Below are 24,370 nucleotides of genomic sequence, written 5' to 3' on the forward strand. Positions count from 1 at the left end.
GGCGCCATTAGGCGCCCTTTTTCATCTCAGCTGGAGCAGGAAATCTCCAGATGCTTGCCCCAGTCCGGCGGCAGCGCGGCGAGATCGTCATACTCCGGCGCCTCGTCGAACGGCCGCAGCAGGGCCTGATGCAACCGCCGCAAACGGCCCACGTCGTCTTTCTCCGCATCCTCAATCGCCTGCTGCGCCAGATAGTTGCGCAGGATCAGGCGCGGGTTCACCGCCTTCATCGCCCGTTGCCGATCCGCATCGCTCACCTGCTCCTGTTGCAAACGCTGACGATACTGCTGATACCAGGCATCGAACGCCGCACGGTCAATAAACTCGTCGCGCAGCGGCGACTGCGCCTGCTGCTGTTCGGTCTCGCTCAACAGGCGGAACGTGCGGGTATAGTCCCGCCCTTCCTGCGCCATCAGGCTCAACAGGCCGGTGAGCACGTCATTATCCTGCGCCGTCGGCGTGAAGAAGCCGAGTTTGGCGCGCATCTGTTCGCCATAGGCGCGCATCAGCGCCGGTTCATACGCCGCCAGCGCCTGCTGCAGCTGTTCAGTGGTCATTAGCCCAGACAAGGTTTGCGCCAGGCGATGCAGGTTCCACAGCGCCACCGCCGGCTGATTATCAAAGGCATAACGCCCCTGGTGGTCGGAATGGTTGCAGATATAGCCGGGCTGGTAGTCATCGAGGAAGCCGTAAGGGCCGTAATCGATGGTGATGCCGAGAATCGACATGTTGTCGGTGTTCATCACGCCGTGAGCGAAACCGACGGTTTGCCAATGGGCGATCAGGCGCGCCGTCCGTTCGACCACGTCGGTAAACCACAGCAGGTAACGATCGGCCTGATCCTGCAGCTGCGGCCAGTGACGGGCAATGACGAAATCCGCCAGCTGCCGCACCTGCTCCGGCTGTTTGCGGTAGTAAAAGTGTTCGAAGTGGCCGAAGCGCACATGGCTTTCCGCCACCCGCAGCAGCATCGCGCCGCGTTCCGGCTGCTCGCGATATACCGGTTGTTGACTGGTGACAATAGTTAACGCACGCGTGGTGGGGATCCCCAGATGGTGCAACGCCTCAGAGGCCAGAAACTCGCGGACAACCGAACGCAGCACCGCGCGGCCATCCCCCATGCGTGAATACGGCGTCAGCCCGGCGCCCTTCAGGTGCCAGTCGCGGTGGCTGCCGTCCGCCATGACCTGTTCGCCCAGCAAAATGCCGCGGCCATCGCCCAGTTGCCCGGCCCACACGCCGAACTGGTGGCCACTGTACACCTGCGCCAGCGGCTGCATGCCCGGCAGCAGCGTTTCTCCCGCCCAAATCGGGGTTTTATCCTGAGTAAACCAACTTTCATCCAGCCCCAGCTCGCGCGCCAGCGGCTCGCTATGGTACAGCAGGCGCGTATCCTTGAGCGGCGTCGGATTCAGAGCGGTGTAGAAACCAGGTAACTGTTGGTAGTAAGCGTTATCGAACTGCGGCATAGGCCCTCCGTTTCAGCGTAGTGTAGAGCGTGAACGGGCGGATTAACACCGAAGGAATGCAGGGAGAACGCATCCGCCTGCCGTCAGGACGGATGCAGGGAGTTTGGCGCTTCCGCCTGACGGTGGGAACGCGGTTTAACGCTGGCGGACAAACGCGATTATCAGCCTCAAACGAGGTGAATAACGACGGCGGAATCACGTTAACCTCACCCCGCGCATTATTTACCTCATAGGGTGTAGTTTTTTATATCACTTCTTAATTATTGAACTCGCTGGGCATCGTCAGCAAAGCTTGCAGATTATCCACACCAACGCTGGGCCATAAAAAACCTTGCAGGCCTAAAACACCGGCGTATCTGAGTTTATTAAAATACTCTTTTTTCTCTATTCCTCCGACGATCACGCCGTTACATAACAGGTTGATATTCTTTAACAACGAGTCAATGACCACGTCATACCCCTGATGGGTAAACAGCTGCCAGTAAAAACGTTTGTCTATCTTTACGTAGTCAAACAAACCATCGTACAACGCGGTCAACGTGGCCTTACCGGAACCGAAATCATCGAGCCACAGCGTAAACATTTCGCTTAATCGCCGCACGCTCGGGTTGTTCTTACCGGCCGAAAGATTCGGAAAACTCTCACTCATTTCAAATGCAATAAAAGGATATTGCCCGATCCTTTGGCACAACGCCGAATCGGAAAGAATAAGCTCAACGATGGTTTCTTCGATATTGATGGTCAACTGTACGTTGTTATCGGTAAACCAAGCCGCATGCTGCTCCGCAAGTTTCAGTTGCTCATTAAATAACTCAATCCTTTGTTCAGGCGCCAATAAATTAATCCCAATTTCGGCCGGCATGGCTAAATCACCGTCGAGACTGTTGAAACGGCTCAACATTTCCACCGCCAACAGCCCGCCCTCCATTGAGTAAACAGGTTGAAAAACATAGCTACTAATAAAGTCAGCTTCGAGTTGGATGTTCATTTTAATGCCACAGGATGAATGGCTAGCGTATCATCGTATATCAATACATTTTATCGATCAATCCCTCTGGGATTAATCGGAAATATCAATGTAAATACCCATGAAATATCATTTAATTGATAGATTAAAGCTATACGACAATCGTAAAAGGCGCAAAGAAAAGCAGCCGGACTTATGCCAAGGTAGCCGCCAAACGCGTTATGAGAAAAGGTATTTGACTTAAGTTGAATGGATTTATGGCTAAATTTGACTTATCTCCTTTGTTTTATTTAAGAAAAATCCTAAATAAAGTAAAATAATCTTTCCTTCTTAACGCCAATTTTCCCTGCCGTTAACGACGACTGATTAAATTTAATAACGCATCAATTCCGCCCGTTATTCGCGGCATTGAAAACGTAAAAAAATGCCCACCTTGATTTTCAGAAAATCTGCGCTACCACCATGCAAAACGTCGATTTCAGCGATAAAAAAAGGGATGAGCACGCTCATCCCTTCATCACCAGGCCTGCGCTAGCGGATCGTTTCGCTCAGCCATTGCCGCAGCTCGGCTAATTCGGCCGCCTGCTGAGGATAGTCCGCCATCAGCCGGTCACAGCAAGCGGCAACGGGCTCGCTTCGATACGCGCAGCCCACCAGCATCTCCGCCAACCGCTGCAGCGGGGCGGGATTCAGGCTGTCGGTGAATACCTGCGCGCGAACGATCGCCCCCTTCTCCACATCGAAGAACAGGTCTACGCCGCCCCAGACAAAGCGCTCGTTGAGCAAGTGGCTGAACGCCGGCGCCTTGCCAAAATTCCATTCCCAACTGCTCTGTTTGGCGAACTGCGCGGCAAAATCGGGCAGATCGGGGAATACATCCGGCGAAATGATCTCCGGCTCGGCCGTTTCGCCATAGTGGGCGAAGAAGGCCTGCACGATAGCGTCGCATACCTGCTCATGGCTGATGCCCGGCAAAAACTCCGCCAGGTTGGCGACGCGCGAACGCACCGAAGTGATACCCTTGGCCTGCAGCTTTTTGGGATCCGGGTTAAGGTAGTCCGCCAACCGTTCCAGATCGGCATTCAGCAGCAGCGTGCCATGGTGGAAACCGCGATCCTGCGTTTCTCGATAGGCCGAGCCGGATATTTTGCGCGGCCCGTCGGCGGTTTCCATCACCAGATCGTTGCGCCCCGACGCGCCGGCTGTGACGCCCAACTGCCGCAGCGCTTGCAGAATGATGTCGGTCGAGACGCTCTTGTCGTAGCCCGGTTTGCCGGCCATAAAGGTGAAGCAGGTATTGCCCAGATCGTGAAATACCGCCCCGCCGCCGCTGCTGCGCCGCGCCAACCGAATGCCGTCCTGCTCCATACGCCGGGTATTGCACTCTTTCCAGGGATTCTGCGACTGGCCAATCACCACCGTTTCGGCATTGCGCCACAGGAAGAGAATTTTTTGCGTGGTCATTTCGCGGAAGATGCACTCTTCCACCGCCAGGTTGAACCAGGGATCGTAGGAGTCGGAGATCAGTAAACGCAGGCTGTTCATGGCAGGCACCGTTCAAAACACGAGATGCCGCCATGATACACCAAATCAACGGGTTAAGGCTAAATGCGTCGCGCCTGCCAGTACACCCGCTTCCAGTAGACGTTATCGAGCGAGGAACGGATCACCCCGCGGCTGGTCGACGCGTGGATAAATTGGTCGTTGGTATCGTAAATGCCGACGTGCAGGCCGTTCTCTCCGCCGCCGGTTTTGAAAAACACCAGATCGCCCGGCATCAGCTCATCGCGTGAAACCTTGGTGCCCAGTGAGGTTTGTTCTTCGGTCGAACGCGGCAGTTGCATGTCGAAGCGATCGCGGAACGTGCGGTAAACAAAGCCGGAACAATCTACGCCGCCGCGATCCAGACCGCCGTAACGGTATGGCGTGCCGTACCATTGGCGCAACTGTTCGTTGAGCTGGGCCACCACCACGATAGAGTCCGCGAGGCGGCCGCTGGGCGGCGGCGCATGGCTGCTACACCCGGCGAGGATCAAACTGGCTAATAAAAACCACACACGCATCCGCATAATATCCCTTCATTGAACACGTCGCCGCATTATGCCATCCGGTACACCACCACACCGCCTGCGAGGCAAAGCCGGCATCACGTAAGGAGAGCGCCATTTGGCGTTAATTTATCTCCCGCACGGTGAAAAAGGCAAGCGCCATAAGGGAGATAATGGCGGGATTGCCGGTTTTGGCGCTATTGCGGCGATTTTGTCTCGGGTTTGCTGTTAATCAGCCAGACGCCGAACAGAATAAACAGCGTGCCCAACGTTTTCAGCAGCGTAGCGGATTCGTTAAACCACGGCAGGATCACCGCCGCCAGGTAAACCAACGCATAGCTGACGCTCAGCAGAGGATAAGCGCGGTTTAACGGCAGATGGCGCAGCGCAAAGAACCAACACAGCATCGACAGCGCATAACCGAAGATGCCACCGCCCACCGCCAGCAGCGGCAGCCAGTAGTCGCCGATCAGCGCCAACGAGACGTCGGCGAACGACATCAGCGGGATTTGCACCATGCCCCACTTCATCAGCAACTGCGCCAGCGTCACCAGCAACACGCTGGCGGCGCCCCAGGCATAGCCCCTCATGAATGCACGCTCATCAGCAGGATCCCCAGCATAATCGACGCCACGCCGCACCAGTGGCGAACGGTTGTCGGCTCATGAAACAACCAGCGCGCCGCCAGCGTCACCATTACGAAGTTCAGGCTGAGCATCGGGTAAGCCAGGCTGAGCGGCAGGCGTTGCAACACATTGAGCCACACCGCCATGCCCAGCCCCAACAGCAACACCGCCAGCGCCAACCAGCGCAGCGTCTGTTTCAGCCGCGCCTCGTCTGCCCGTTCCCAGCAGTGCGCCGCCTGTTTCTGGCACAGCTGCCCACCACAGGTGAGCAGGCTGACCACTATCACCAACAAAAAACCGATCATGGTTGCTGTTTATACCACATCAGCACCAGGCGGTTCATACGATCCACCTTGTCTGCGGCCGGCAGCTCCTGCGGCAGCGCTTCATCACGGGACAGCTGCAACACCAGCGACACATTGCCCTGCTTGCGCGCCTGTGCCAGCCACTGCGGGAAGTCGGCATCGCTGATCAGGTGCCCCTTGGCGTCCGGATACTCCAGACCATAGGCCACCTCGCCTTTCTGGCTGTACATCAGCACGTCGCTGCGCTTCAGTTCCCAGGCCAGGCCGGCCGCCAATCCGACGCTGTCGCTCAACACATAGCGGCTGTCGCTCAGTTCGGCCATCGTGGCGCGGGCGAAGTTTTGCGGCAGTTTGGAATCGGTCACCTGTTGCGGAATGGCGTAACCGATCACCAGGCACAGCAGCACCGGGCAAGCCGCCGCCCAGCGCCATTGGCGGCCGTTATCGCGCGCAGAAACCAGTGCAAACAGCAGCCAGCCGCCGAAGGCGATCAGGCCGAGCACTACTTTCGGCCACTCCTGGGGAGTAAACAGATGCGCTTTCGGCAGCAGACCGGAGCTCAACACCACCAGCGCCACGATGCCAATCAGCCCGAACAGGCCGTTCAACCAGGCGTTGGCCTTGAACAGCCTGGCGCGCAGCGTGGCGGCATAGTCTTCCGCATAAGCGGTCATCAGCAGCGCCAGCGGCGCCATGCACGGCAGAATGTAGGTCGGCAGCTTGCCTTTGGCGATGCTGAAGAAGATCAGCGGCATCAGCGCCCAGCTCAGCAGGAAGAACAGCTCCGGACGCTGTACGCGCTCGCGCCAACCTTTGAGCAGCGCGCCGGGCAGCAGCGCCAGCCAAGGCAGCACCGCCGCCAGCAGAACCGGCAGGTAATACCAGAACGGCGCCTTGTGCTGGGCGTTATCTTCGGCGAAGCGCTGAATGTGTTCGACCCAGAAGAAGTAATTCCAGAAATCGGGCTCACGTTGCGCGATCGCCAGCGCCCACGGCAGGCTGAGCAACGTGGCGGTCACGATCGCCACCGGGCCGTAGCACAGCAGATCCTTGATGCGACGTTGCTGAATGACAATCGGGATCACCGCGATCACCGGCACCGCCAGCGCCAGGAAGCCCTTGGTCATAAAGCCCATGCCGCAGGCCAGGCCCAGCAAGGCGTAAGCGCCCAGCTTGCCCTTGACCGAGGAGGCCTTCAGCGTCAGGTAATAGCTGACCATCGCCGCCGCCAGCCACAGCGAAATCATCGGATCCAACACGCTGTAAGTGCCGATGCTGAACACCAGCACCATCGACAGGAACATCAGCGCCGCCAGGCTGGCGCGCCGCGCATTGCGCCACATCAGCATCGCCAGCGCGAACACCAGCAGCGCGGTCATGCCGGTGCTGAACACCGAGCCGAAGCGCACCGCAAAGTTGTTTTCGCCGAACAGCCATTGGCTGATGTTATTGAACCAGTAACCCGCTACCGGCTTCTCGAAATAGCGCAGCCCCAGCAGGTGCGGCACCACCCAATCGCCGCGTTGCAGCATCTCACGGCTGATCTCGGCATAACGCGTTTCATCCGGCTGCCACAGCAGGCGACCGTTAAGCGGGATCAGATAGACCAGAGCAAAAAAAACGGCCAGCAGAATGGCCCAGGATCCTTTTAGCGCCTTCATGTAACGTCCTTCACATCGGTTTGACAACCCAGCCAACCTTCGCGGCCGGGGAAAGGAGCGCGCTTGATGCGGCCCAACGGCAGTGACGCCAAATCTTGCGGTAACAGCGCGCTCAGCGGACAAAATTCGATGCCCTGCCGCTGTGCGCGTTGCAATAACTGTTCGAACATCGCCGTCTGCGACATGCCTTCCACTTCGGTGTGAATGGTGTACACCGGCACGCCGCGATCGTTCTCGATGGCGCGCAGAATATAGTCGTTGAAGTCGGCCATACTGACTTCGCTGCCAATCACTTCATCGAAGGTCGGCAACGTCACCGGGATCTGCACCGTACCGTGACGCCCGTCGCTCAGCACCGGACGGAACGGATGAGTGCCGCGGCAATCGCTGTTGTAATGGAAGCCGAAGCGCTGCTTGACCTCCAGCACGCGCGTATCGGCGCGCCAGCCCGCCACGGCGGAGCATTTCACCGGCTGGCCGGTGCAGGCGCTCAGGGCGTCGACACCCAATTGCACCTGCTCGGTCAATTGCGCCTCGCTCCACTTGCCGACCTTGGCCTGCCAGCCCTGGTGATCCCAGGCGTGCAGCCCGACTTCATGGCCGGCTTCGGCGGTGCGCTTCATCAGCGGCCCCAACGCGCGCGAAATATTGCGCCCCGGCCAGGCGGTGCCGGCCAGCAGAATATCCAGGCCGTACAGCGAGGCGGCGTTCGAACGCAGCATTTTCCACAGAAATTTCGGACGCAAAAGGCGCCAAAGATGGCGCCCCATGTTGTCCGGTCCCACGCTGAAGAAGAAGCTGGCCTGAATGTCGTACTTTTCGAACAGGTCCAGCAACTGCGGCACCCCTTCACGGGTGCCGCTGAAGGTATCTACATCAACCCGCAGACCGACTTTCTTCATGCACCGTTCCCTTCCTGAACGGTTGTGCGCAGGAAGTAGTCCAGCGTATCGGCGACGGTTTGCTTCATCTCGATGGTCGGCTGCCAACCCAGCAGGCGGTGAGCGTTTTTGATGCTCGGCGTGCGGTGCTCGACGTCCTGGTAACCTTTGCCGTAGTAGCTGCTGCTCTCTACGTCCTTGAAGCCGGCAAACGGCGGGAAGCGATCGCGCAACGGGTGGTTGTTGAAGCTTTCCAGCAGCATTTCCGCCAGCTCGCGAATGCTCGCTTCGTTGGTCGGGTTGCCGATGTTGACGATCTGGCCGTCGCACAGGCCGTCGCGGTTCTCAATGATGCGGAACAGCGCTTCGATGCCGTCGTTGATGTCGGTGAAGCAACGTTTCTGCGCGCCGCCGTCCATCAGTTTGATCGGCGAACCTTCCACCAGGTTGAGGATCAGCTGGGTGATGGCGCGGGAAGAGCCGATGCGCGCAGCGTCCAGGTTATCCAGGCGCGGCCCCATCCAGTTGAACGGACGGAACAGCGTGAACTTCAGGCCTTCTTTGGCGCCGTAAGCCCAGATCACCCGATCCAGCAGCTGTTTAGAGACCGAGTAGATCCAGCGTTGTTTGTTGATTGGCCCGACGATAAGACGCGAATGGTCTTCGTCGAACTCTTTATCGTCGCACATGCCGTACACTTCAGATGTGGACGGGAAGATGATGCGCTTGTTGTATTTCACGCAGTCGCGAACGATCTTCAGGTTCTCTTCGAAGTCCAGCTCGAACACGCGCAGCGGGTTACGGGTGTATTCGATCGGCGTCGCGATCGCCACCAGCGGCAGCACCACGTCGCATTTCTTGATGTGATACTCGATCCACTCGGAGTGGATGCTGATGTCGCCTTCCACAAAGTGGAAACGCGGGTTGTCGAGGAAGCGGCTGATGGCGTCGGAACCGATATCCAGACCGTAGATGTCGTAACGGTCATCGCGCAGCAGGCGCTCGGTCAGGTGGTTGCCGATGAAGCCGTTAACCCCGAGGATCAGCACGCGGGTGCGGCGTTTCATCACGGCGTTGGGCTTGGCGGCCAGACGCACGTCGGTGACGATGCCCATTTCCTGCGCCAGGCGGCTGCCCTGCACGTACAGGCCACTTTCGTTCTGCCCGGCGACGATTTCCAGCGCACCTTCGCCACAGGCGATGACCAGCGGCGAGGTGCTCAGCACGGTGCCCGGCTGTTTATCGTGTTGGGTGTCCAGCACGCGAGAGCGCCAGACGATCAGCTTGCGCTGACCGAGGTGGCTGAAGGCACCCGGGTACGGCTCGGTGACGGCGCGCACCAGGTTGTTGATCTCTTTGGCGGATTTGTGCCACAGGATCTCACCGTCCGCCGGGGTGCGGCGACCGAAGTAGCTGGCCTGAGACTCATCCTGCCGGGTGAAAGTGGCGGTGCCGTTCTTCAGTTTCGGCAGCTGCTCTTTCAACACGATCTGCGCGGCTTCCAGCACTTTTTTGTGCAGCGTCAGCGCGGTGTCGCTGTCGGCAATGGTCACTTTCTGCTGACCGACGATGTCACCGGCGTCCGGGCGTTTCACCATTTTGTGCAGCGTGGCGCCGGTTTCGGTTTCGCCATTCACCAGCGCCCAGTTCACCGGCGCGCGGCCGCGGTAACGCGGCAGCAACGAGCCGTGCAGATTGAAACCGCCCTGCGGCGCCAGCGACAAGATCTCGTCGCTCAGCATGTGGCGGTAATAGAACGAGAAGATCACGTCCGGCTGCAGTGCGCGAATGCGGTCAACCCACAGCGGGTGATTTACGTCTTCCGGCGCATAGACCGGCAGATCCAATTCGGCGCCCAAACGGGCCACAGAGGAGAAGAAGTTGTTCTCACCAGGGTCGTCGGTGTGCGTGAACACGGCCTGCACGTCATAACCCGCCTCAGTCAGCGCTTTCAGACCTGCGCAGCCAATATCATGGTAAGCAAATACAATAGCTTTCATCATTCTTCTTCCTGAGTATTGTGGTCATGCTGTACACCGACCACTTTCTGAACAAAATAGCGAGGACGCGCACGCACGTCGGTATAGATACGGCCGATGTATTCACCCAACAGCCCCATGCCGACAAACTGGGCGCCGATAAAGGTGAACAGGACGGCGAAAAGGGTGAACACGCCGCCGGCGGCCCATTCAGGGCCGAGCAGCAGACGCAGCGCAATCAGCACCAGCGCCAGCACAAACCCGGACAGCGCCACGATGCTGCCGACCACGCTGAGCAAACGCAGCGGCGTAGTGGTGAGGCAGGTGATCAGGTCATACATCAGGTTGATCAGCTTCATCAGGCTGTACTTGGAGTCGCCAAACTCGCGCTCAGCGTGGCGCACGTCGATCTCGGTGGTACGGCGGGCGAAGGTGTTCGCCAGAATCGGGATAAAGGTGCTGCGCTCATGACAGTGCAGCATCGCCTCAACGATATGACGACGGTAGGCGCGCAGCATGCAGCCGTAGTCCCCCATCGACTTGCCGGTGGCGCGTTGAATCATCATGTTGATCACGCGCGAGGCACTTTTGCGGAACCAGGAGTCCTGACGGTTGGCGCGCACGGTGCCCACCACGTCATAGCCCTCTTCCGCCACGCTGACCAAACGAGGGATCTCCTCCGGCGGGTTCTGCAGATCGGCGTCCAGCGTAATCACCAGATCGCCGGTCACCTGGTTGAAACCGGCCATGATCGCCGAGTGCTGGCCGTAGTTGCGGTTCAGCAAAACGGCGATCACGTGGCTGTCCGGCTTTTCCGCCGCCGCGGTCAGCATGTCAGCGGAGTTGTCGCTGCTGCCATCGTCGACGAGGATGATTTCATAAGGTTGAGATAACTGCTTACAGGCGGCAGTAGTACGCTCCAGCAACGCCGGCAGGCTTTCCTGCTCGTTGTATACCGGAATGACTACCGACACTTTTTTAATCGGTTCAACGCGAGACACGTAAAGACTCCACAACAGAAGACAAGGCATTGACCACGCGATCCACGTCGGCGTCGGTCATATCAGGGAATAGCGGTAAGGTGCACAGCCGCGCCGAGTTCCATTCGGTATTCGGCAACGACAGCTGCGGATAGCGCTCACGGTAGAATTTCTGGGTGTGCGCGGCGCGGAAATGCAGCCCGGTGCCGATGCCAACCTCTTTCAGGCGCTCCATCAGCTGGTCGCGATCGATACCGCAACGCGCTGGATCGACGCGCACCATAAACAGGTGCCAGGCGTGGTCATGCGGATAATCCGGCACGCCCAACGGCTGGAACGGCGAGCCTTCCAGCGCGCTCAGGTAGCGCTGCGCCAGCGCCTTACGGCGCGCGTTCAGCTCGGCGAAGCGCGACAGTTGCACCACGGCGATCGCCGCGTGAATGTCGGACAGGTTGTATTTGTACCCCGGCTCCACCACTTCGGCCTGCGGTTTGCGGCCCAGCTGCTGGCGATCGAAGGCATCGACGGCCAGGCCGTGGAACTTCAGGCAACGCAGGCGATCCGCCAGCGCATCGTCGTCGGTGGCGATCAGGCCGCCTTCGGCGCAGGTCACGTTCTTAATCGCGTGGAACGAGAAAATCGCCGTGCCGCGCGCGCCGACCCATTCGCCGTTGTAACGCGTGCCGACCGCATGGGCGGCGTCTTCGATTAACGGCAGACGATGGCGTTCGGCCACGGCGCGCAAAGCGTCCATCTGCAGGGGGGCGCCGGCATAATGCACTGGAACAATCGCTTTGGTTTTCGGGGTGATGGCAGCCTCGACATCGGCGGCGCTGACCATCAAGGTCTCACGGTCAACGTCGATCATTACCGGCGTAGCGCCCAGCAGTTCGATCATGTTGAGGGTGGAAACCCAGGTTTGCGAAGGGGTGATGACTTCGTCGCCGGGCCCGATGCCCAGCGCCATCAGCGTGATGTGCATGCCCGCGGTGGCGGAACTGACGGCGATGGCGTGCTTACAGCCGAAAGTGGAACAGAAGTCATTTTCCAGTTGCTGGTTTTGCGGCCCGGTGGTGATCCAGCCGGAACGCAACACTTTCTCTACCGCGGCGATTTCTTCGTCGCCGATGGCCGGACGAGAGAAAGGCAAAAATTGATCCATAGTTAACCCCAAACGTATCGAGCTGCTTTTGATGACACTGTAAATCCCTTTCGTTTAACGAATATTAAACGCCAGAGAAGAATCGTTTCCGTGGATTAACTGCCAATGTAAGGCCGCAAGCTTAACTAAACCTTAAGACGAGGCTCGTCATCAGTAAGAGAACTGATGGATAGGCGCTGTCATCATTAATTTAAATTTATTATATAAATCAGGTGATTATATTTATTAATAATTATTTACTTATTTTATTTTTGCCGAATCAAGCGTAGCACGTCATTGGCGTTTTTCAAGAAAACTCACGAGAAAATGAGAGGCAGCACAATAATAGCCGATGATTACCCGGCTATTTATATTCACTACGTTTAGTTTTCGTTTATATTTATACCCCAGGGCGAATTAAGCCGTGCGGGTCATGATCCAACGCTGGTTCCCCACCCATTGCAGGTGGAAATCCACTTCATAGATCTGCGACAACAGTGCGGGCGCCATCACCTCACGGGTGATGCCCTGCGCGACCAACTGCCCAGCGTGCAGCAACCAAACCCGATCGGCCTGCTGCAGGGTATGATTCAGATCGTGTGCGCACACCAGCGCGCTGCGCCCACTTTGGCAGAATTCGCGCAGCAGGCGATCCAGCGCGACCTTTTGCGCCACATCCAGGCTATTGGTTGGTTCATCCAGCAACAACAATCGGCTGTGCGGGTTAACGCTGGGCCACACCTGCAGCAATACCGCCACCAGCCGCACCCGTTGCCATTCTCCACCGGAAAGCTGTGTCAGCATGCGTGACAGTTTATCCACCAGCTTCAACCGCTGGCACAGATAGAGGATGGTGTGTTCCACCTCGGTTTGCGCCGCGCCGGCAGGCCGGTGCAACGCCAAATACTGAAACACCGGCATCAGCGACACCGGCGGCTGTTGCTGGCTGAGATAACCGCGTCGGCGCGCCAGCTCGCTCCCCGGATAATCGGAGAGCGCGCATCCGTCCAGGCAGACTTCGCCCCGCCCCGGCAGCATACCCGCCACCCGCGCCAGCAGGGTACTCTTCCCTGCGCCATTTGGGCCGATCAGGTGAACCTGCAACCCGCCGTCAATCTGTGCCGAAAAAGGCGCCAGGCGCCCCGCCACCCCAACCTCAACGAGTTGCAGCATCCGTATTACCCTGCCAGCGCCTGTTTCACCGCCGCCACCAGCGCCGGATCCTCAGGTGTGGTGTCAGGCGAGAAGCGCTGGATCACCGTGCCGTCGCGCGCGATAAGGAATTTCTCAAAGTTCCACAGAATATCGCCGGGATGCTTCGGCGCACGCCCTTTGCTGGTCATCCGCGCCAGGAACTCGCTGCCTTCCGGCGCGACGGCCTGCGGCTGTGCGGCAATCAACGCTTGGTACAGCGGATGACGGTGTTCACCGTTCACCTCAATCTTGGCAAACATTGGGAATTGCACGCCGAAGGTGCCGCGGCAAAACGCCAGGATCTCTTCGTTGCTGCCCGGCTCCTGGCCCAGGAATTCATTGGACGGGAACCCCAGCACTTCCAGCCCCCGCTCGCGATAGGTTTCGTACAGCGCTTCCAGCCCTTCGTACTGCTTGGTCAGGCCGCACTCCGAGGCCACGTTGACCACCAACAGCACCTTGCCCTGATAGGCACCCAGCGTGGTCGTCTGATTTTCGATGGTTTGTAACGGCAGGTTGTCGATTGGCTTGCTCATCGGTTGTCATCCTTTGGTTTTTTAATGGCAGGTGAATGAAGAAAACTACCTTACGCCTTTTGTCCGGGTCAGTAACCAGATAAATAGCGGCGCCCCCAGCGTGGCTGTCACCACGCCGATCGGCAGCTCGGCCGCCAGCAGCGCAACGCGGGCGATCACATCGGCCACCAGCAACACCCCGGCCCCCGCCAGCGCGCAGGCCGGCAGCAGATAGCGCTGGTCTGTCAGGCCGGTGAGCCGCAAAATATGCGGGATCACCAGCCCAACGAAGCCGATCACCCCGGCGAGCGCCACGCTGACGCCAACCAGCCAGCCGATCGCCAGCACCAGCAGGTTACGCCACACATGCAGCGACAGCCCGAGCTGGCGCGCCTGCACCTCGCCCAGCGCCATCAGGTTGAGCGCTCGGCCCTGGCCACACAGCCACAGCAACACCGGCAGTAGCGCCAGCACCAGCCACTTTTGGCGCCAGTCGACGCCGCCGAAACCGCCCATCATCCAGTACATCAGCTGCCGCAGATCGAGGCTGGTGCTGAAATAGACCGCCCAGGTCATCAGCGCGCTGCACACGATGCCCAGCGCCACGCCGACCAGCAACAGCCGTGCATTGGTCAGACGTCGCCGGCGAGCGAAGCCCAGCAGCAAGAAGGTCATCGCCAGCGCACCGGCTATCGCGGCGGCGCTCATCAGCGCCACCGGCAACAAACCGTGCCCCAACAACACCGTCAGCACCAGCGCTACGCCGGCGCCGTTAGCGACGCCCAGCAGACCGGGCTCCGCCAGAGGATTTTCAAACAGCGCCTGCATCACCGCGCCCGCCACCGCCAGGGCGGCGCCGACCAGCATCACCGCCAGCGCGCGCGGCAAACGCAGTTGCCAAACAAACAGTTGCGCTCGATCGCTGAACCACGCTGACGGCCATATCCATTGGTCGCCGGCGCAAAGGCTGACCAGCAACGCCACCGCCACGCCCAGCGCCAACAGACTGAGCTGGCGTTTATCGCGGTAGCGTTGATGTTGCAACAGTAAGGTGAAGGTACGGCTGGTTGGCATAGCGCGGCGGTTCCCTGCCGGCCGCTGTCGTGGCCGGATAATTGACGTTTGAGTCGAATATTAGGGGGTTAACGCCGCAAGGGGAAGTCTTGCGTGGATAGTGGCTCAGGAAAGCAGCGGCTGGCCTTGCCCGTCATCGCAACAATGATGGCAAAACCAGCCGCCGATAAACTCAGGGATTAACGATGCGGGCCGGCGTTGCCCGGTGGATAAGGTTGGCCGCGGCCACCATCGCGGCGGTCATGGTCACCGCGATCGTCATGACGGCGGTCGTGGTCGCGACTATCGCGATCGCCGTGGAATGGATTGCCGCTGCGTTCCGGCCCACGATGCTCATAGCCACGCGGCGGCGAAGGTTGCCAGCGTCCGCCGTCCCAGTACATACCGCGCGCATTGCGCTCACCCAGGCCGCGGCCCTGGTGCGCATGCCACCACTGCGGTGGACGCCAGTCGTAGCCATCCCAGTAGTAGCCGCGACGGTCCTGATCCCCCAGATGCAGAGAAACGCCCGGCACGTTGATATCGACGGAGACATCGGCCTTCGCCGCCAGCGGCAGCAACAGCGGGAAACACACCAGCAACAAGATCTTTTTCATTTCACCTTCTCACTCTATTTTCTTGCTGCAGTGGTTATATCAGCGTGCTTATTTAACGACTATCTCACCGATGCCTATTTTCAGATTGTTTTCGACGGCCTTACACAATCCCTACACTGTTTGCCGCCACCTTTAATTATCATAACCACTGACAAGATTTAACGAATAACTGACGTCTCTCAAGCGGCGCGGCAATTATAGTTAAATGGATTTCCACCGGAGGATTATAAGATGATTAAACGTATCGGTATGCTGCTGACCGTTGTAGCCCTGGCCTCAACCCTGAGCGCCTGCTGCTGGGGCCCGCACGGGGGCGGTGGCCACCGTGGCGACGGCCCTGGCCATTATTACGGCCGTTATTGAAACAACAAATATGACCACTCACCACACAAAATAAGATATAAGAATACTCCGCAATTGAGATTAAATAAATTTTCGCCGAGGTGATTTAATGAATAATTTTAATTCATGCATTGCCCATTAGGAATAAACTGAATTTTGTCTCAGAAAAGAAAAAGGCCGCGCAAGCGGCCTTTTTTGATGTCACGTCACTCACCCTTTCGGGCTGGCGTTTTCTACCCGGCTTTTCAGCTTCTGCCCCGGACGGAAGGTCACCACACGGCGCGCCGTAATCGGAATGTCTTCGCCGGTCTTCGGGTTACGCCCCGGACGTTGGTTCTTGTCACGCAGATCAAAGTTGCCAAAACCCGACAGTTTTACCTGTTCGCCATTCTCAAGAGCCCGACGGACCTCTTCAAAGAACAGTTCCACCAGGTCTTTGGCGTCCCGTTTGCTAAGCCCAAGCTTCTCAAACAGGTGTTCTGACATTTCAGCTTTAGTAAGCGCCATAGGTTCAATCCCTCAAGGATGCTTGGAATCGCTGTTTTAGAGCCTCTACGCATTTTGCAACGGTAGCGGCTATCTCCTCTTCTTCCAGTGTACGAGCGGTATCCTGCAATACCAGACTGATAGCCAGGCTCTTGTCACCTTCTGCCACGCCCTTGCCACGGTACACGTCAAACAAGTTTACGCCAACTACCTGATTTGCGCCAACTTTCTTACACTCGGCCAAAATATCTTCTGCGGGGACGTTTTCAGCCACCACAATGGCGATATCACGGCGGTTTGCCGGGAAGCGCGAAATCTCCCGCGCCTGAGGCACGGCGCGGCTCGCAAGCTTGTTCCACTCCAGTTCAAACACCACGGTGCGGCCGTTAAGATCCAGTTTACGTTCAAGTTCCGGGTGAACCACACCGATGAAACCTACGCGTTCGCCGTGCAAATAAATCGCCGCACTTTGCCCTGGATGCAGGGCCGGATTGGCTTCCGCCCGGAACTGAATTTCGGATAATTTACCGGTCAGCTCGAGGACGGACTCCAGATCCCCTTTTAAATCATAGAAGTCGACGGGCTTGCGCGCCAGATCCCAATGTTCATCGTGCGTATGGCCGGCGATCACGCCCGCCAGCATGACATCCTGACGGATACCCAGATCTGCCGCACTATCAGGCACAAAGCGCAGGCCGCTTTCGAACAGGCGCAGACGCGTCTGCTGGCGGTTCTGGTTATACACCACCGCAGACAGCAGGCCGGTCCACAGCGACAGGCGCATCGCCGACATTTCTACCGAAATCGGACTTGGCAGGATCAGCGCTTCTTCATTCGGGTGCAGCAGCGCCTGCACCTTCGGATCGACGAAGCTGTAGGTGATCGCTTCCTGATAACCGTGATCGACCAGCATGGTCTTCACGCGCTTCAGCGTCAGATCGGCTTCGCGATGCTGGGTCATCACCAGATCGGCGCGCACCGGCACATCTGGGATGTTGTCGTAGCCGTAAACGCGCGCCACTTCTTCCACCAGATCCTCTTCGATCTCCATATCGAAACGCCAGCTTGGCGCGACCGCTTGCCAGCTGTCGCCCTGCTCGGTCACCTGGCAACCCAGGCGGCGCAGAATGTCGCTGACCTGCTCGCTTGGCACCACGTGGCCGATCAGGCGATCCAGCTTCTCGCGGCGCAGCGTGATGGTGGCGCGCTTCGGCAGTTCGTTCTCGTGGGTCACGTCGATAATCGGGCCGGCCTGACCGCCGCAAATATCGAGCAGCAGGCGCGTGGCGCGTTCCATCGCTTTGTACTGCAGCGCCGGATCGACACCGCGCTCATAGCGGTGAGAAGCGTCGGTGTGCAGGCCGTGACGACGCGCGCGGCCGGTGATCGACAGCGGGCTGAAGAAGGCGCATTCCAGCAGCACGTCCTGAGTTTCCCCGTTGACGCCGGAATGCTCGCCACCGAAGATGCCACCCATCGCCAACGCTTTTTGATGATCGGCGATCACTAAGGTGTCGGCGTTCAGTTTGGCTTCACTGCCGTCCAACAGCCTCAGCGTTTCGCCTTCTTCCGCCATGCGCACCACGATGCCGCCGTCGATGCGGCTCAGATCGAAAGCGTGCATCGGCTGGCCAAGCTCCAGCAGCACATAGTTGGTGACGTCAACCACCGCATCGATGGAGCGAATGCCACAGCGACGCAGCTTTTCACGCATCCACAGCGGGGTTGGCGCGGTGACGTCGATGCCTTTCACCACGCGGCCCAGATAACGAGGGCACGCCTGCGGCGCGTCAACGCGGATCGGCAGCGTGGCGTCGATGGTGGCAGCCACCGGGCTCATATCCGGCTCGGTCAGCGCCACCTGGTTCAGTACGCCCACGTCGCGCGCAACGCCGATGATACCCAGGCAGTCGGCGCGGTTCGGGGTAACGCTGATCTCGATGGTGTTGTCGTTCAGTTTCAGGTAGTCACGGATGTCGGTGCCGATCGGCGCATCCAGCGGCAACTCGATGATGCCGTCATGATCGTCGGAAATGCCCAGCTCGGAGAACGAGCACAGCATGCCTTCCGAAGGCTCGCCGCGCAGCTTGGCGGCTTTGATTTTGAAATCGCCCGGCAGCACCGCGCCCACGGTGGCGACCGCCACTTTCAGGCCGGTACGGCAGTTCGGCGCGCCGCAAACGATGTCGAGCAAGCGATCGCCGCCCACGTTAACTTTAGTGACGCGCAGTTTGTCGGCGTTCGGGTGCTGACCGCACTCGACCACTTCACCCACCACAACGCCGTTAAACGCGCCGGCAACCGGATCCACGCCGTCCACTTCCAGGCCGGCCATGGTGATTTGATCGGATAATGCTTCGCTGCTGATGGCCGGGTTTACCCACTCGCGCAACCAGAGTTCACTGAATTTCATGTGATATTCCCGCCTTACTTAAACTGTTTGAGGAAACGCAGATCGTTTTCGAAGAATGCGCGCAGGTCGGTGACGCCGTAACGCAGCATCGTCAGGCGCTCCATGCCCATGCCGAAGGCGAAGCCGGAGTAAACTTCCGGATCGATGCCGACGTTGCGCAGCACGTTCGGATGCACCATGCCGCAGCCCAGCACTTCCAGCCACTTGCCGTTCTTGCCCATCACGTCCACTTCAGCGGACGGCTCGGTGAATGGGAAGTAGGACGGACGGAAACGAACCTGCAGGTCTTCTTCAAAGAAGTTATTCAGGAAATCGTGCAGCGTGCCCTTCAGGTTGGTGAAGCTGATGTCTTTATCGACGATCAGCCCTTCCATCTGGTGGAACATCGGGGTGTGAGTCTGATCGTAGTCGTTACGGTAAACGCGGCCCGGCGCAATGATACGGATCGGCGGCTGTTGGTTCTTCATGGTGCGGATCTGCACGCCGGAAGTCTGGGTGCGCAGCAGGCGTGTGGCGTCGAACCAGAAGGTATCGTGATCGGCGCGCGCCGGGTGGTGCCCTGGAATGTTCAGCGCGTCGAAGTTATGGTAATCGTCTTCAATCTCCGGGCCGGTGGCAACGGAAAAGCCCAACTCGCCGAAGAAGGTTTCGATACGGTCGATGGTGCGGGTCACCGGATGCAGGCCGCCGTTCTCCATGCGACGGCCCGGCAGGGAAACGTCGATGGTTTCAGCCGCCAGGCGCGCGTTCAGCGCGGCGCTTTCCAGCGCGTTCTTACGCGCGTTCAGGGCGTCCTGTACTTCTTGCTTGGCCTGGTTGATCACCGCGCCGGCCGCCGGACGGTCTTCCGCCGGTACGTCGCGCAGAGACTGCATCTGCAAGGTGAAATGACCTTTCTTGCCAAAATATTCGACGCGCACCAAATCTAACGCGGCAACATCCTGGGCATCTTCTACGGCTGCCTTGGCATTGGCAACCAGCTCTGCGAGATGTGGCATTGCTTTCCTCTTCCTCTGGCCGGGATGGCCCTAAGTAATTGTTATCTATTATTCGAACACGCCTTTGAGCAATCTTCAAAGACTTTTCAATGCGTTGTCGGCCAAGCGACTCACCTGCGCGGCACAGGGCCGACTGAGTGTCTGCCGCCCTCACCGCAACGCCTGGCAAGGCGAGACGATGGCCAAAAACAAAAAAGCCTCCACGAGGGAGGCTCAGGCGCTACTTTTCGTTTCTTTTCTTACGCGCAAAGCCTCCTGAAATCAGGCGCTAAAGTAAAAAAAGAAACGAAAAATAGCTGCGTGCATGATTGCGGTACCTTGTCGATAATTGTCCACCAGTGATATAGCGGCGGGCAATAAAAGTCAATATTTGTCGCTGAAAACAAAGATTAAAAGAGGGAGCAAGCTCCCTCTTCTACTGACTTACGCCAGAGCTGCTTTCGCTTTCTCAACCAGTGCGCCGAAGGCCACTTTGTCGAAGACTGCGATGTCAGCCAGGATCTTACGGTCAATTTCGATCGAGGCTTTTTTCAAGCCGTTGATGAACTTGCTGTAAGACAGACCGTTCTGACGAGCAGCTGCGTTGATACGTGCAATCCACAGCTGACGGAACTGACGCTTACGTTGACGACGGTCACGGTAAGCATACTGACCTGCTTTGATTACTGCCTGGAAGGCAACACGATATACGCGCGAACGGGCACCGTAGTAGCCTTTCGCCTGCTTCATGATTTTCTTGTGACGTGCGCGTGCAATTACACCACGTTTTACGCGAGCCATATGCTCTCTCCTAAAGTCTTATTCTAAATTCAAAAAAAATGGCTTATGCGTACGGCAGGCACGCGGTAACCAGGACCAGATCGTTTTTAGACACCATGCCTTTCGGACGCAGGTGACGTTTACGCTTGGTTGCTTTTTTGGTCAGAATATGACGCAGGTTGGCATGTTTACGCTTAAAACCACCGCTGCCGGTTTTTTTGAAGCGCTTGGCTGCACCACGTACAGTTTTAATCTTTGGCATTTTAATTAAATCCACTTCGCATTGTTAAACAACGAATCAGTTGGGCGAATAAAACCCACACAGCGCAAGCGCCGCGCGGGTTCCATTACTTGTAAGCCTTACTGTTTCTTCTTAGGAGCGAGCACCATAATCATCTGGCGGCCTTCGATCTTCGTAGGGAAGGATTCGACCACTGCCAGATCCATATCTTCACACAGGTCTTTACGGACGCGGTTAAGCACTTCCATACCGATCTGCTGGTGCGCCATCTCACGCCCACGGAAACGCAGGGTGATTTTGGCTTTATCGCCATCTTCCAGAAAGCGAATCAGGTTGCGTAGTTTGACCTGATAGTCGCCATCATCGGTGCCAGGACGGAATTTGATTTCCTTGACCTGAATAACTTTTTGCTTCTTCTTCTGTTCTTTCGTCGACTTGCTCTTCTCGTAGAGGAATTTGCCGTAATCCATGATTCGGCAAACTGGCGGTTCGGCATTTGGGCTGATTTCTACTAAATCAACGCCCGCTTCCTCAGCTTTTTCAAGAGCTTCATTCAGACTGACAATACCAATCTGCTCGCCATCGACGCCGGTTAGGCGAACTTCTTGCGCGCGAATTTCTCTGTTAATGCGATTAGGACGCGCCGGTTGAACTCGTTTTCCGCCTTTAATACTTTATTCCTCCAGTTGATGAAGACTACGGCTGCGAATCTCTTTCAGCAGCTTGTCTACGACTTCGTTTACGTCCAGGCTTCCCAGGTCTTTGCCACGGCGGGTACGAACGGCAACTTTGCCGGCTTCGACCTCTTTGTCGCCGCACACCAACATGTAAGGGACTCGACGTAAAGTATGTTCGCGAATTTTAAAGCCAATCTTCTCATTTCTCAAGTCCGCTTTCACGCGAATACCTGCATCCTGCAGTTTTTTGGTCAATTGCTGGACGTAATCAGACTGGCTGTCGGTGATATTCATCACCACCACCTGCACCGGAGCGATCCAGGTCGGGTAGAACCCGGCGTATTCTTCGGTCAGGATACCGATGAAGCGTTCCATGGAGCCCAAAATGGCGCGGTGAATCATTACCGGCACGACGCGATCGTTGTTTTCGCCAACATACGAAGCGCCCAAACGGCCCGGCAAGAAGAAATCGAGCTGCACGGTACCACATTGCCATGCGCGATCCAAACAATCATGCAGGGTAAATTCAATTTTCGGTCCGTAGAAGGCGCCCTCGCCCGGCTGGTACTCGAACGGAATGCCGTTCTCGGTCAGCGCGGCGGCCAGGTCTTCTTCCGCACGGGTCCACATGTCGTCGGTGCCGATGCGTTTTTCCGGGCGAGTCGACAGCTTGACGGCGATCTTGTCGAAACCGAAAGTGCCGTACACGTCATAGACCATGCGAATGCATTCGTTCACTTCGGCGCGCACCTGCTCTTCGGTACAGAAGATGTGGGCGTCATCCTGCGTGAAGCCGCGCACGCGCATCAGGCCGTGCAGGGAGCCCGACGGCTCGTTGCGGTGGCAGCTGCCGAATTCGCCCATGCGCAGCGGCAAATCGCGGTACGACTTCAGGCCCTGGTTGAAGATCTGCACGTGACCCGGGCAGTTCATCGGCTTGATGCAGTATTCGCGGTTTTCCGACGCGGTGGTGAACATGGCGTCTTTGTAGTTTTCCCAGTGGCCGGTTTTTTCCCACAGCACGCGGTCCATCATGAACGGACCTTTCACTTCCTGGTACTGGTACTCTTTGAGCTTCATGCGCACGAAGGCTTCCAGCTCGCGGAAGATAGTCCAACCGTCGTTGTGCCAGAACACCATGCCCGGCGCTTCTTCCTGCATGTGATACAGGTCGAGCTGTTTGCCGATCTTGCGGTGATCGCGCTTGGCCGCTTCTTCCAGGCGTTGCAGGTAGGCGTTCAGCTGCTTCTTGTCTGCCCAGGCGGTACCGTAGATACGCTGCAGCATTTTGTTTTTGCTGTCACCGCGCCAGTAAGCGCCGGAGGTTTTCTGCAGCTTGAAATGGTGGCAGAAACGCATGTTCGGCACGTGCGGGCCGCGGCACATGTCGATGTATTCTTCGTGGTGATACAGGCCAGGACGATCGTCATGGCTGATGTTCTCATCCAGGATCGCCACTTTATAGATTTCGCCGCGCTCAGCGAAGGTGTCGCGGGCTTCTTGCCAGCTGACCTTCTTCTTGATGACGTCGTAATCCTTATCGGCCAACTCGTGCATCCGCTTTTCCAGCAGATCCAGGTCTTCCTGCGTCAGGGTGCGGTCGATATCCACGTCATAATAGAAACCGTTGTCGATAACAGGACCGATCGCCATTTTGGTATCCGGCCACAGCTGCTTGATCGCATGACCCAGCAGGTGCGCGCAGGAGTGGCGCATGATTTCCAGACCGTCTTCATCTTTGATGGTGATGATGGCCAGCTGCGCATCTGATTCGATCAGATCGCCGGCATCAACCAGCTCGCCGTTGACGCGGCCGGCAATACAGGCTTTCGCCAGGCCAGGGCCGATATCGCGCGCGACATCCATCGGGGAAACGGGGTGGTCGAAATGACGCTGACTACCGTCAGGAAGAGTAATAACAGGCATTAATAATTCCTTATCTACAGTGGTGACCCACACGACAGATCACATGCAGTACGAAAATTGGATTTTGGGTTTGGTCAGCCAGGTTTCAGATCTCGCCCACAATTGCCAGATTGAAACCTCACTGGGTATACAGAATGGAACGCATACCTTCTCAGCCGCATTCGGCTAAGCGAATAGTATCACTAAAATTGTTCCGGATAAATAAAGCGCCGTCGCCCTCACACTTTCGCTTCATTCGGCGCAAAAACGGTCTTCATGTAGCTGAGGGTGGCCAGCAGGCACAGGCCGTAGCCCAGCAGTTCGCAGCCCTCTTCCACCATGTTTTTCACCACCCGGTTGTAACCGTCCAGCATCAGCGTTTGCCACAGCGCGCTCATGCCGAACAGGCGTGAAAACACCAGAATGCACAGCAGACCGGCGCACATCATGCCGTAGCCGGGATGCGTCACGAAATCGGCCAGGCCGCGCACCGTCGCCGCAATGTGCCTGGCGGCATGGCATAGACAGACCAAGGTGACCGCCAGCGCGAACCACACCCAGGCGCCGTGCCACAACGCATCGAAAGCGAAGTCCATCTCGCGGATCAGCATGCAGAGAAAGAAGCCGCCGACCAGCATCCAGGCGGAGCGGCGTTCCGCCTGCCGCCAGGCCGCGGCGAAAAAACCGCCGGCGATAGCGAGCAGCAACAGTTCCTGCGCCGCTTCGGTCAGCGAGGTTTCATGCACGAAGTTATGCAACCAGTGCACATCGATAAACACCAGGCCGACCAATGCCGCCATGAAGGTGGCGGAAAGCGCGAATGCGCTGATTTTCCCCAGTAAAAGTTTCAACTCGTCTTGCATAATCAATCTCATTATCGTTTTAAAGCGCGCCTATGGTAGGCAGCTGAGCCTGCGGGGTGTAGCAATTGGTGCTGAACGTCGGCCTTTACCGGCCAATTGCGGCGAAAAAGGCCATAAAACACAAAAATTGTGCATTTTTTCTGAGCGCCGCTCGTTTTTCAGCCTGCGCTCATCATGGGTGCGCGGTATTAACGACGTTATAGGGGCTGATGCATTTTGGTGCGCGTTCGGCGCCGCGGGCGATTGCGGT

25 protein-coding genes and 1 other annotated feature are annotated in these 24,370 nt (G+C 57.7%); of the genes, 1 reads left to right on the forward strand and 24 read right to left on the reverse strand.

The genetic code is table 11. From position 1 onward, the window contains the following. Window positions 1–26 precede the first annotated feature (26 nt). The 15 genes from ACJ8IJ_RS18515 to ACJ8IJ_RS18585 all read right to left on the reverse strand — a co-directional run bounded on the left by ACJ8IJ_RS18515 (window position 27) and on the right by ACJ8IJ_RS18585 (window position 15,436). On the reverse strand, window positions 27–1,469 hold the full coding sequence (locus tag ACJ8IJ_RS18515; RefSeq protein ID WP_131164274.1) for a protein adenylyltransferase SelO: 1,443 nt from the start codon (window positions 1,467–1,469) through the stop codon (window positions 27–29). A gap of 256 nt (window positions 1,470–1,725) precedes the next feature. Further along, entirely contained in the window at window positions 1,726–2,457 is a 732-nt protein-coding gene (locus tag ACJ8IJ_RS18520) for an EAL domain-containing protein (RefSeq protein ID WP_004931399.1), read from the reverse strand. 510 nt (window positions 2,458–2,967) lie between these two features. Next, on the reverse strand, window positions 2,968–3,981 hold the full coding sequence (locus ACJ8IJ_RS18525; RefSeq protein ID WP_004931401.1) for a lipoate--protein ligase A: 1,014 nt from the start codon (window positions 3,979–3,981) through the stop codon (window positions 2,968–2,970). 59 nt (window positions 3,982–4,040) lie between these two features. Continuing rightward, the gene (locus ACJ8IJ_RS18530) at window positions 4,041–4,505 is read right to left on the reverse strand and encodes an NlpC/P60 family protein (protein ID WP_016927954.1); all 465 of its coding nucleotides are present in this window, start codon (window positions 4,503–4,505) and stop codon (window positions 4,041–4,043) included. Window positions 4,506–4,681: 176 nt separating this feature from the next. Further along, window positions 4,682–5,074 carry a 4-amino-4-deoxy-L-arabinose-phosphoundecaprenol flippase subunit ArnF gene (gene arnF / locus ACJ8IJ_RS18535; RefSeq protein ID WP_004931403.1) on the reverse strand — a complete coding sequence of 131 codons (393 nt, stop codon included), beginning with the start codon at window positions 5,072–5,074 and terminating at the stop codon, window positions 4,682–4,684. After that, complete coding sequence (gene arnE, locus ACJ8IJ_RS18540) at window positions 5,071–5,415, reverse strand: 4-amino-4-deoxy-L-arabinose-phosphoundecaprenol flippase subunit ArnE (protein WP_004931404.1); 345 nt, start codon at window positions 5,413–5,415, stop codon at window positions 5,071–5,073. Before arnE ends, arnF begins: the two co-directional genes overlap by 4 nt. Continuing rightward, on the reverse strand, window positions 5,412–7,076 hold the full coding sequence (arnT, locus tag ACJ8IJ_RS18545) for a lipid IV(A) 4-amino-4-deoxy-L-arabinosyltransferase (protein ID WP_021505478.1): 1,665 nt from the start codon (window positions 7,074–7,076) through the stop codon (window positions 5,412–5,414). The genes arnE and arnT overlap by 4 nt, the downstream gene beginning before the upstream one ends. Continuing rightward, complete coding sequence (arnD, locus tag ACJ8IJ_RS18550) at window positions 7,073–7,978, reverse strand: 4-deoxy-4-formamido-L-arabinose-phosphoundecaprenol deformylase (RefSeq protein WP_004931406.1); 906 nt, start codon at window positions 7,976–7,978, stop codon at window positions 7,073–7,075. The genes arnT and arnD overlap by 4 nt, the downstream gene beginning before the upstream one ends. Continuing rightward, the gene (gene arnA, locus ACJ8IJ_RS18555) at window positions 7,975–9,957 is read right to left on the reverse strand and encodes a bifunctional UDP-4-amino-4-deoxy-L-arabinose formyltransferase/UDP-glucuronic acid oxidase ArnA (protein WP_049186335.1); all 1,983 of its coding nucleotides are present in this window, start codon (window positions 9,955–9,957) and stop codon (window positions 7,975–7,977) included. The genes arnD and arnA overlap by 4 nt, the downstream gene beginning before the upstream one ends. Then, entirely contained in the window at window positions 9,957–10,937 is a 981-nt protein-coding gene (gene arnC, locus ACJ8IJ_RS18560; RefSeq protein ID WP_049186309.1) for an undecaprenyl-phosphate 4-deoxy-4-formamido-L-arabinose transferase, read from the reverse strand. Before arnC ends, arnA begins: the two co-directional genes overlap by 1 nt. Continuing rightward, the gene (gene arnB / locus ACJ8IJ_RS18565) at window positions 10,924–12,078 is read right to left on the reverse strand and encodes a UDP-4-amino-4-deoxy-L-arabinose aminotransferase (protein WP_021505481.1); all 1,155 of its coding nucleotides are present in this window, start codon (window positions 12,076–12,078) and stop codon (window positions 10,924–10,926) included. Before arnB ends, arnC begins: the two co-directional genes overlap by 14 nt. A 396-nt stretch (window positions 12,079–12,474) precedes the next feature. Continuing rightward, complete coding sequence (gene btuD / locus ACJ8IJ_RS18570) at window positions 12,475–13,230, reverse strand: vitamin B12 ABC transporter ATP-binding protein BtuD (RefSeq protein WP_442518438.1); 756 nt, start codon at window positions 13,228–13,230, stop codon at window positions 12,475–12,477. Window positions 13,231–13,235: 5 nt separating this feature from the next. Then, entirely contained in the window at window positions 13,236–13,787 is a 552-nt protein-coding gene (locus ACJ8IJ_RS18575; RefSeq protein WP_049186305.1) for a glutathione peroxidase, read from the reverse strand. A 45-nt stretch (window positions 13,788–13,832) separates the two neighbouring features. Beyond that, a complete protein-coding gene (gene btuC, locus ACJ8IJ_RS18580) occupies window positions 13,833–14,840 on the reverse strand; it encodes a vitamin B12 ABC transporter permease BtuC (protein ID WP_004931412.1) in 1,008 nt (335 codons plus the stop codon). Window positions 14,841–15,019: 179 nt separating this feature from the next. Next, window positions 15,020–15,436, reverse strand: coding sequence for a DUF2502 domain-containing protein (locus tag ACJ8IJ_RS18585; RefSeq protein ID WP_049186303.1), 417 nt, complete (start codon window positions 15,434–15,436; stop codon window positions 15,020–15,022). A gap of 231 nt (window positions 15,437–15,667) precedes the next feature. Between ACJ8IJ_RS18585 and ACJ8IJ_RS18590 the strand changes: the two genes are divergently transcribed. Next, window positions 15,668–15,799, forward strand: coding sequence for a hypothetical protein (locus ACJ8IJ_RS18590; RefSeq protein WP_015377698.1), 132 nt, complete (start codon window positions 15,668–15,670; stop codon window positions 15,797–15,799). A 189-nt stretch (window positions 15,800–15,988) separates the two neighbouring features. Here ACJ8IJ_RS18590 and ihfA read toward each other — a convergent pair whose 3' ends face one another. The 9 genes from ihfA to ACJ8IJ_RS18635 all read right to left on the reverse strand — a co-directional run bounded on the left by ihfA (window position 15,989) and on the right by ACJ8IJ_RS18635 (window position 24,120). Beyond that, on the reverse strand, window positions 15,989–16,285 hold the full coding sequence (gene ihfA / locus ACJ8IJ_RS18595) for an integration host factor subunit alpha (RefSeq protein WP_004931414.1): 297 nt from the start codon (window positions 16,283–16,285) through the stop codon (window positions 15,989–15,991). Window positions 16,286–16,289: 4 nt separating this feature from the next. Then, the gene (gene pheT / locus ACJ8IJ_RS18600) at window positions 16,290–18,677 is read right to left on the reverse strand and encodes a phenylalanine--tRNA ligase subunit beta (protein ID WP_197752671.1); all 2,388 of its coding nucleotides are present in this window, start codon (window positions 18,675–18,677) and stop codon (window positions 16,290–16,292) included. Window positions 18,678–18,691: 14 nt separating this feature from the next. After that, the gene (gene pheS / locus ACJ8IJ_RS18605) at window positions 18,692–19,675 is read right to left on the reverse strand and encodes a phenylalanine--tRNA ligase subunit alpha (RefSeq protein WP_004931416.1); all 984 of its coding nucleotides are present in this window, start codon (window positions 19,673–19,675) and stop codon (window positions 18,692–18,694) included. Window positions 19,676–19,862: 187 nt separating this feature from the next. After that, window positions 19,863–19,985: a sequence feature (Phe leader region), on the reverse strand. After that, on the reverse strand, window positions 19,937–19,981 hold the full coding sequence (pheM, locus tag ACJ8IJ_RS18610) for a pheST operon leader peptide PheM (protein ID WP_121626058.1): 45 nt from the start codon (window positions 19,979–19,981) through the stop codon (window positions 19,937–19,939). Its footprint overlaps the feature before it by 45 nt. A gap of 113 nt (window positions 19,986–20,098) precedes the next feature. Beyond that, entirely contained in the window at window positions 20,099–20,455 is a 357-nt protein-coding gene (gene rplT, locus ACJ8IJ_RS18615) for a 50S ribosomal protein L20 (protein ID WP_004931417.1), read from the reverse strand. Window positions 20,456–20,498: 43 nt separating this feature from the next. Further along, entirely contained in the window at window positions 20,499–20,696 is a 198-nt protein-coding gene (rpmI, locus tag ACJ8IJ_RS18620; protein WP_004931418.1) for a 50S ribosomal protein L35, read from the reverse strand. Between the two features lie 98 nt (window positions 20,697–20,794). Further along, window positions 20,795–21,346 (reverse strand): translation initiation factor IF-3, encoded by a 552-nt coding sequence (infC, locus tag ACJ8IJ_RS18625; RefSeq protein WP_048233542.1) that lies wholly within the window; start codon window positions 21,344–21,346, stop codon window positions 20,795–20,797. Window positions 21,347–21,349: 3 nt separating this feature from the next. Continuing rightward, window positions 21,350–23,278: a threonine--tRNA ligase gene (thrS, locus tag ACJ8IJ_RS18630; protein ID WP_004931421.1), complete on the reverse strand. Its 1,929-nt coding sequence runs from the start codon at window positions 23,276–23,278 to the stop codon at window positions 21,350–21,352. 218 nt (window positions 23,279–23,496) lie between these two features. Beyond that, on the reverse strand, window positions 23,497–24,120 hold the full coding sequence (locus ACJ8IJ_RS18635; protein ID WP_442518439.1) for a hypothetical protein: 624 nt from the start codon (window positions 24,118–24,120) through the stop codon (window positions 23,497–23,499). Window positions 24,121–24,370: the final 250 nt, after the last annotated feature.

Source organism: Serratia sp. CY40230, from assembly GCF_052168835.1.
GTDB lineage: Bacteria > Pseudomonadota > Gammaproteobacteria > Enterobacterales > Enterobacteriaceae > Serratia > Serratia nematodiphila.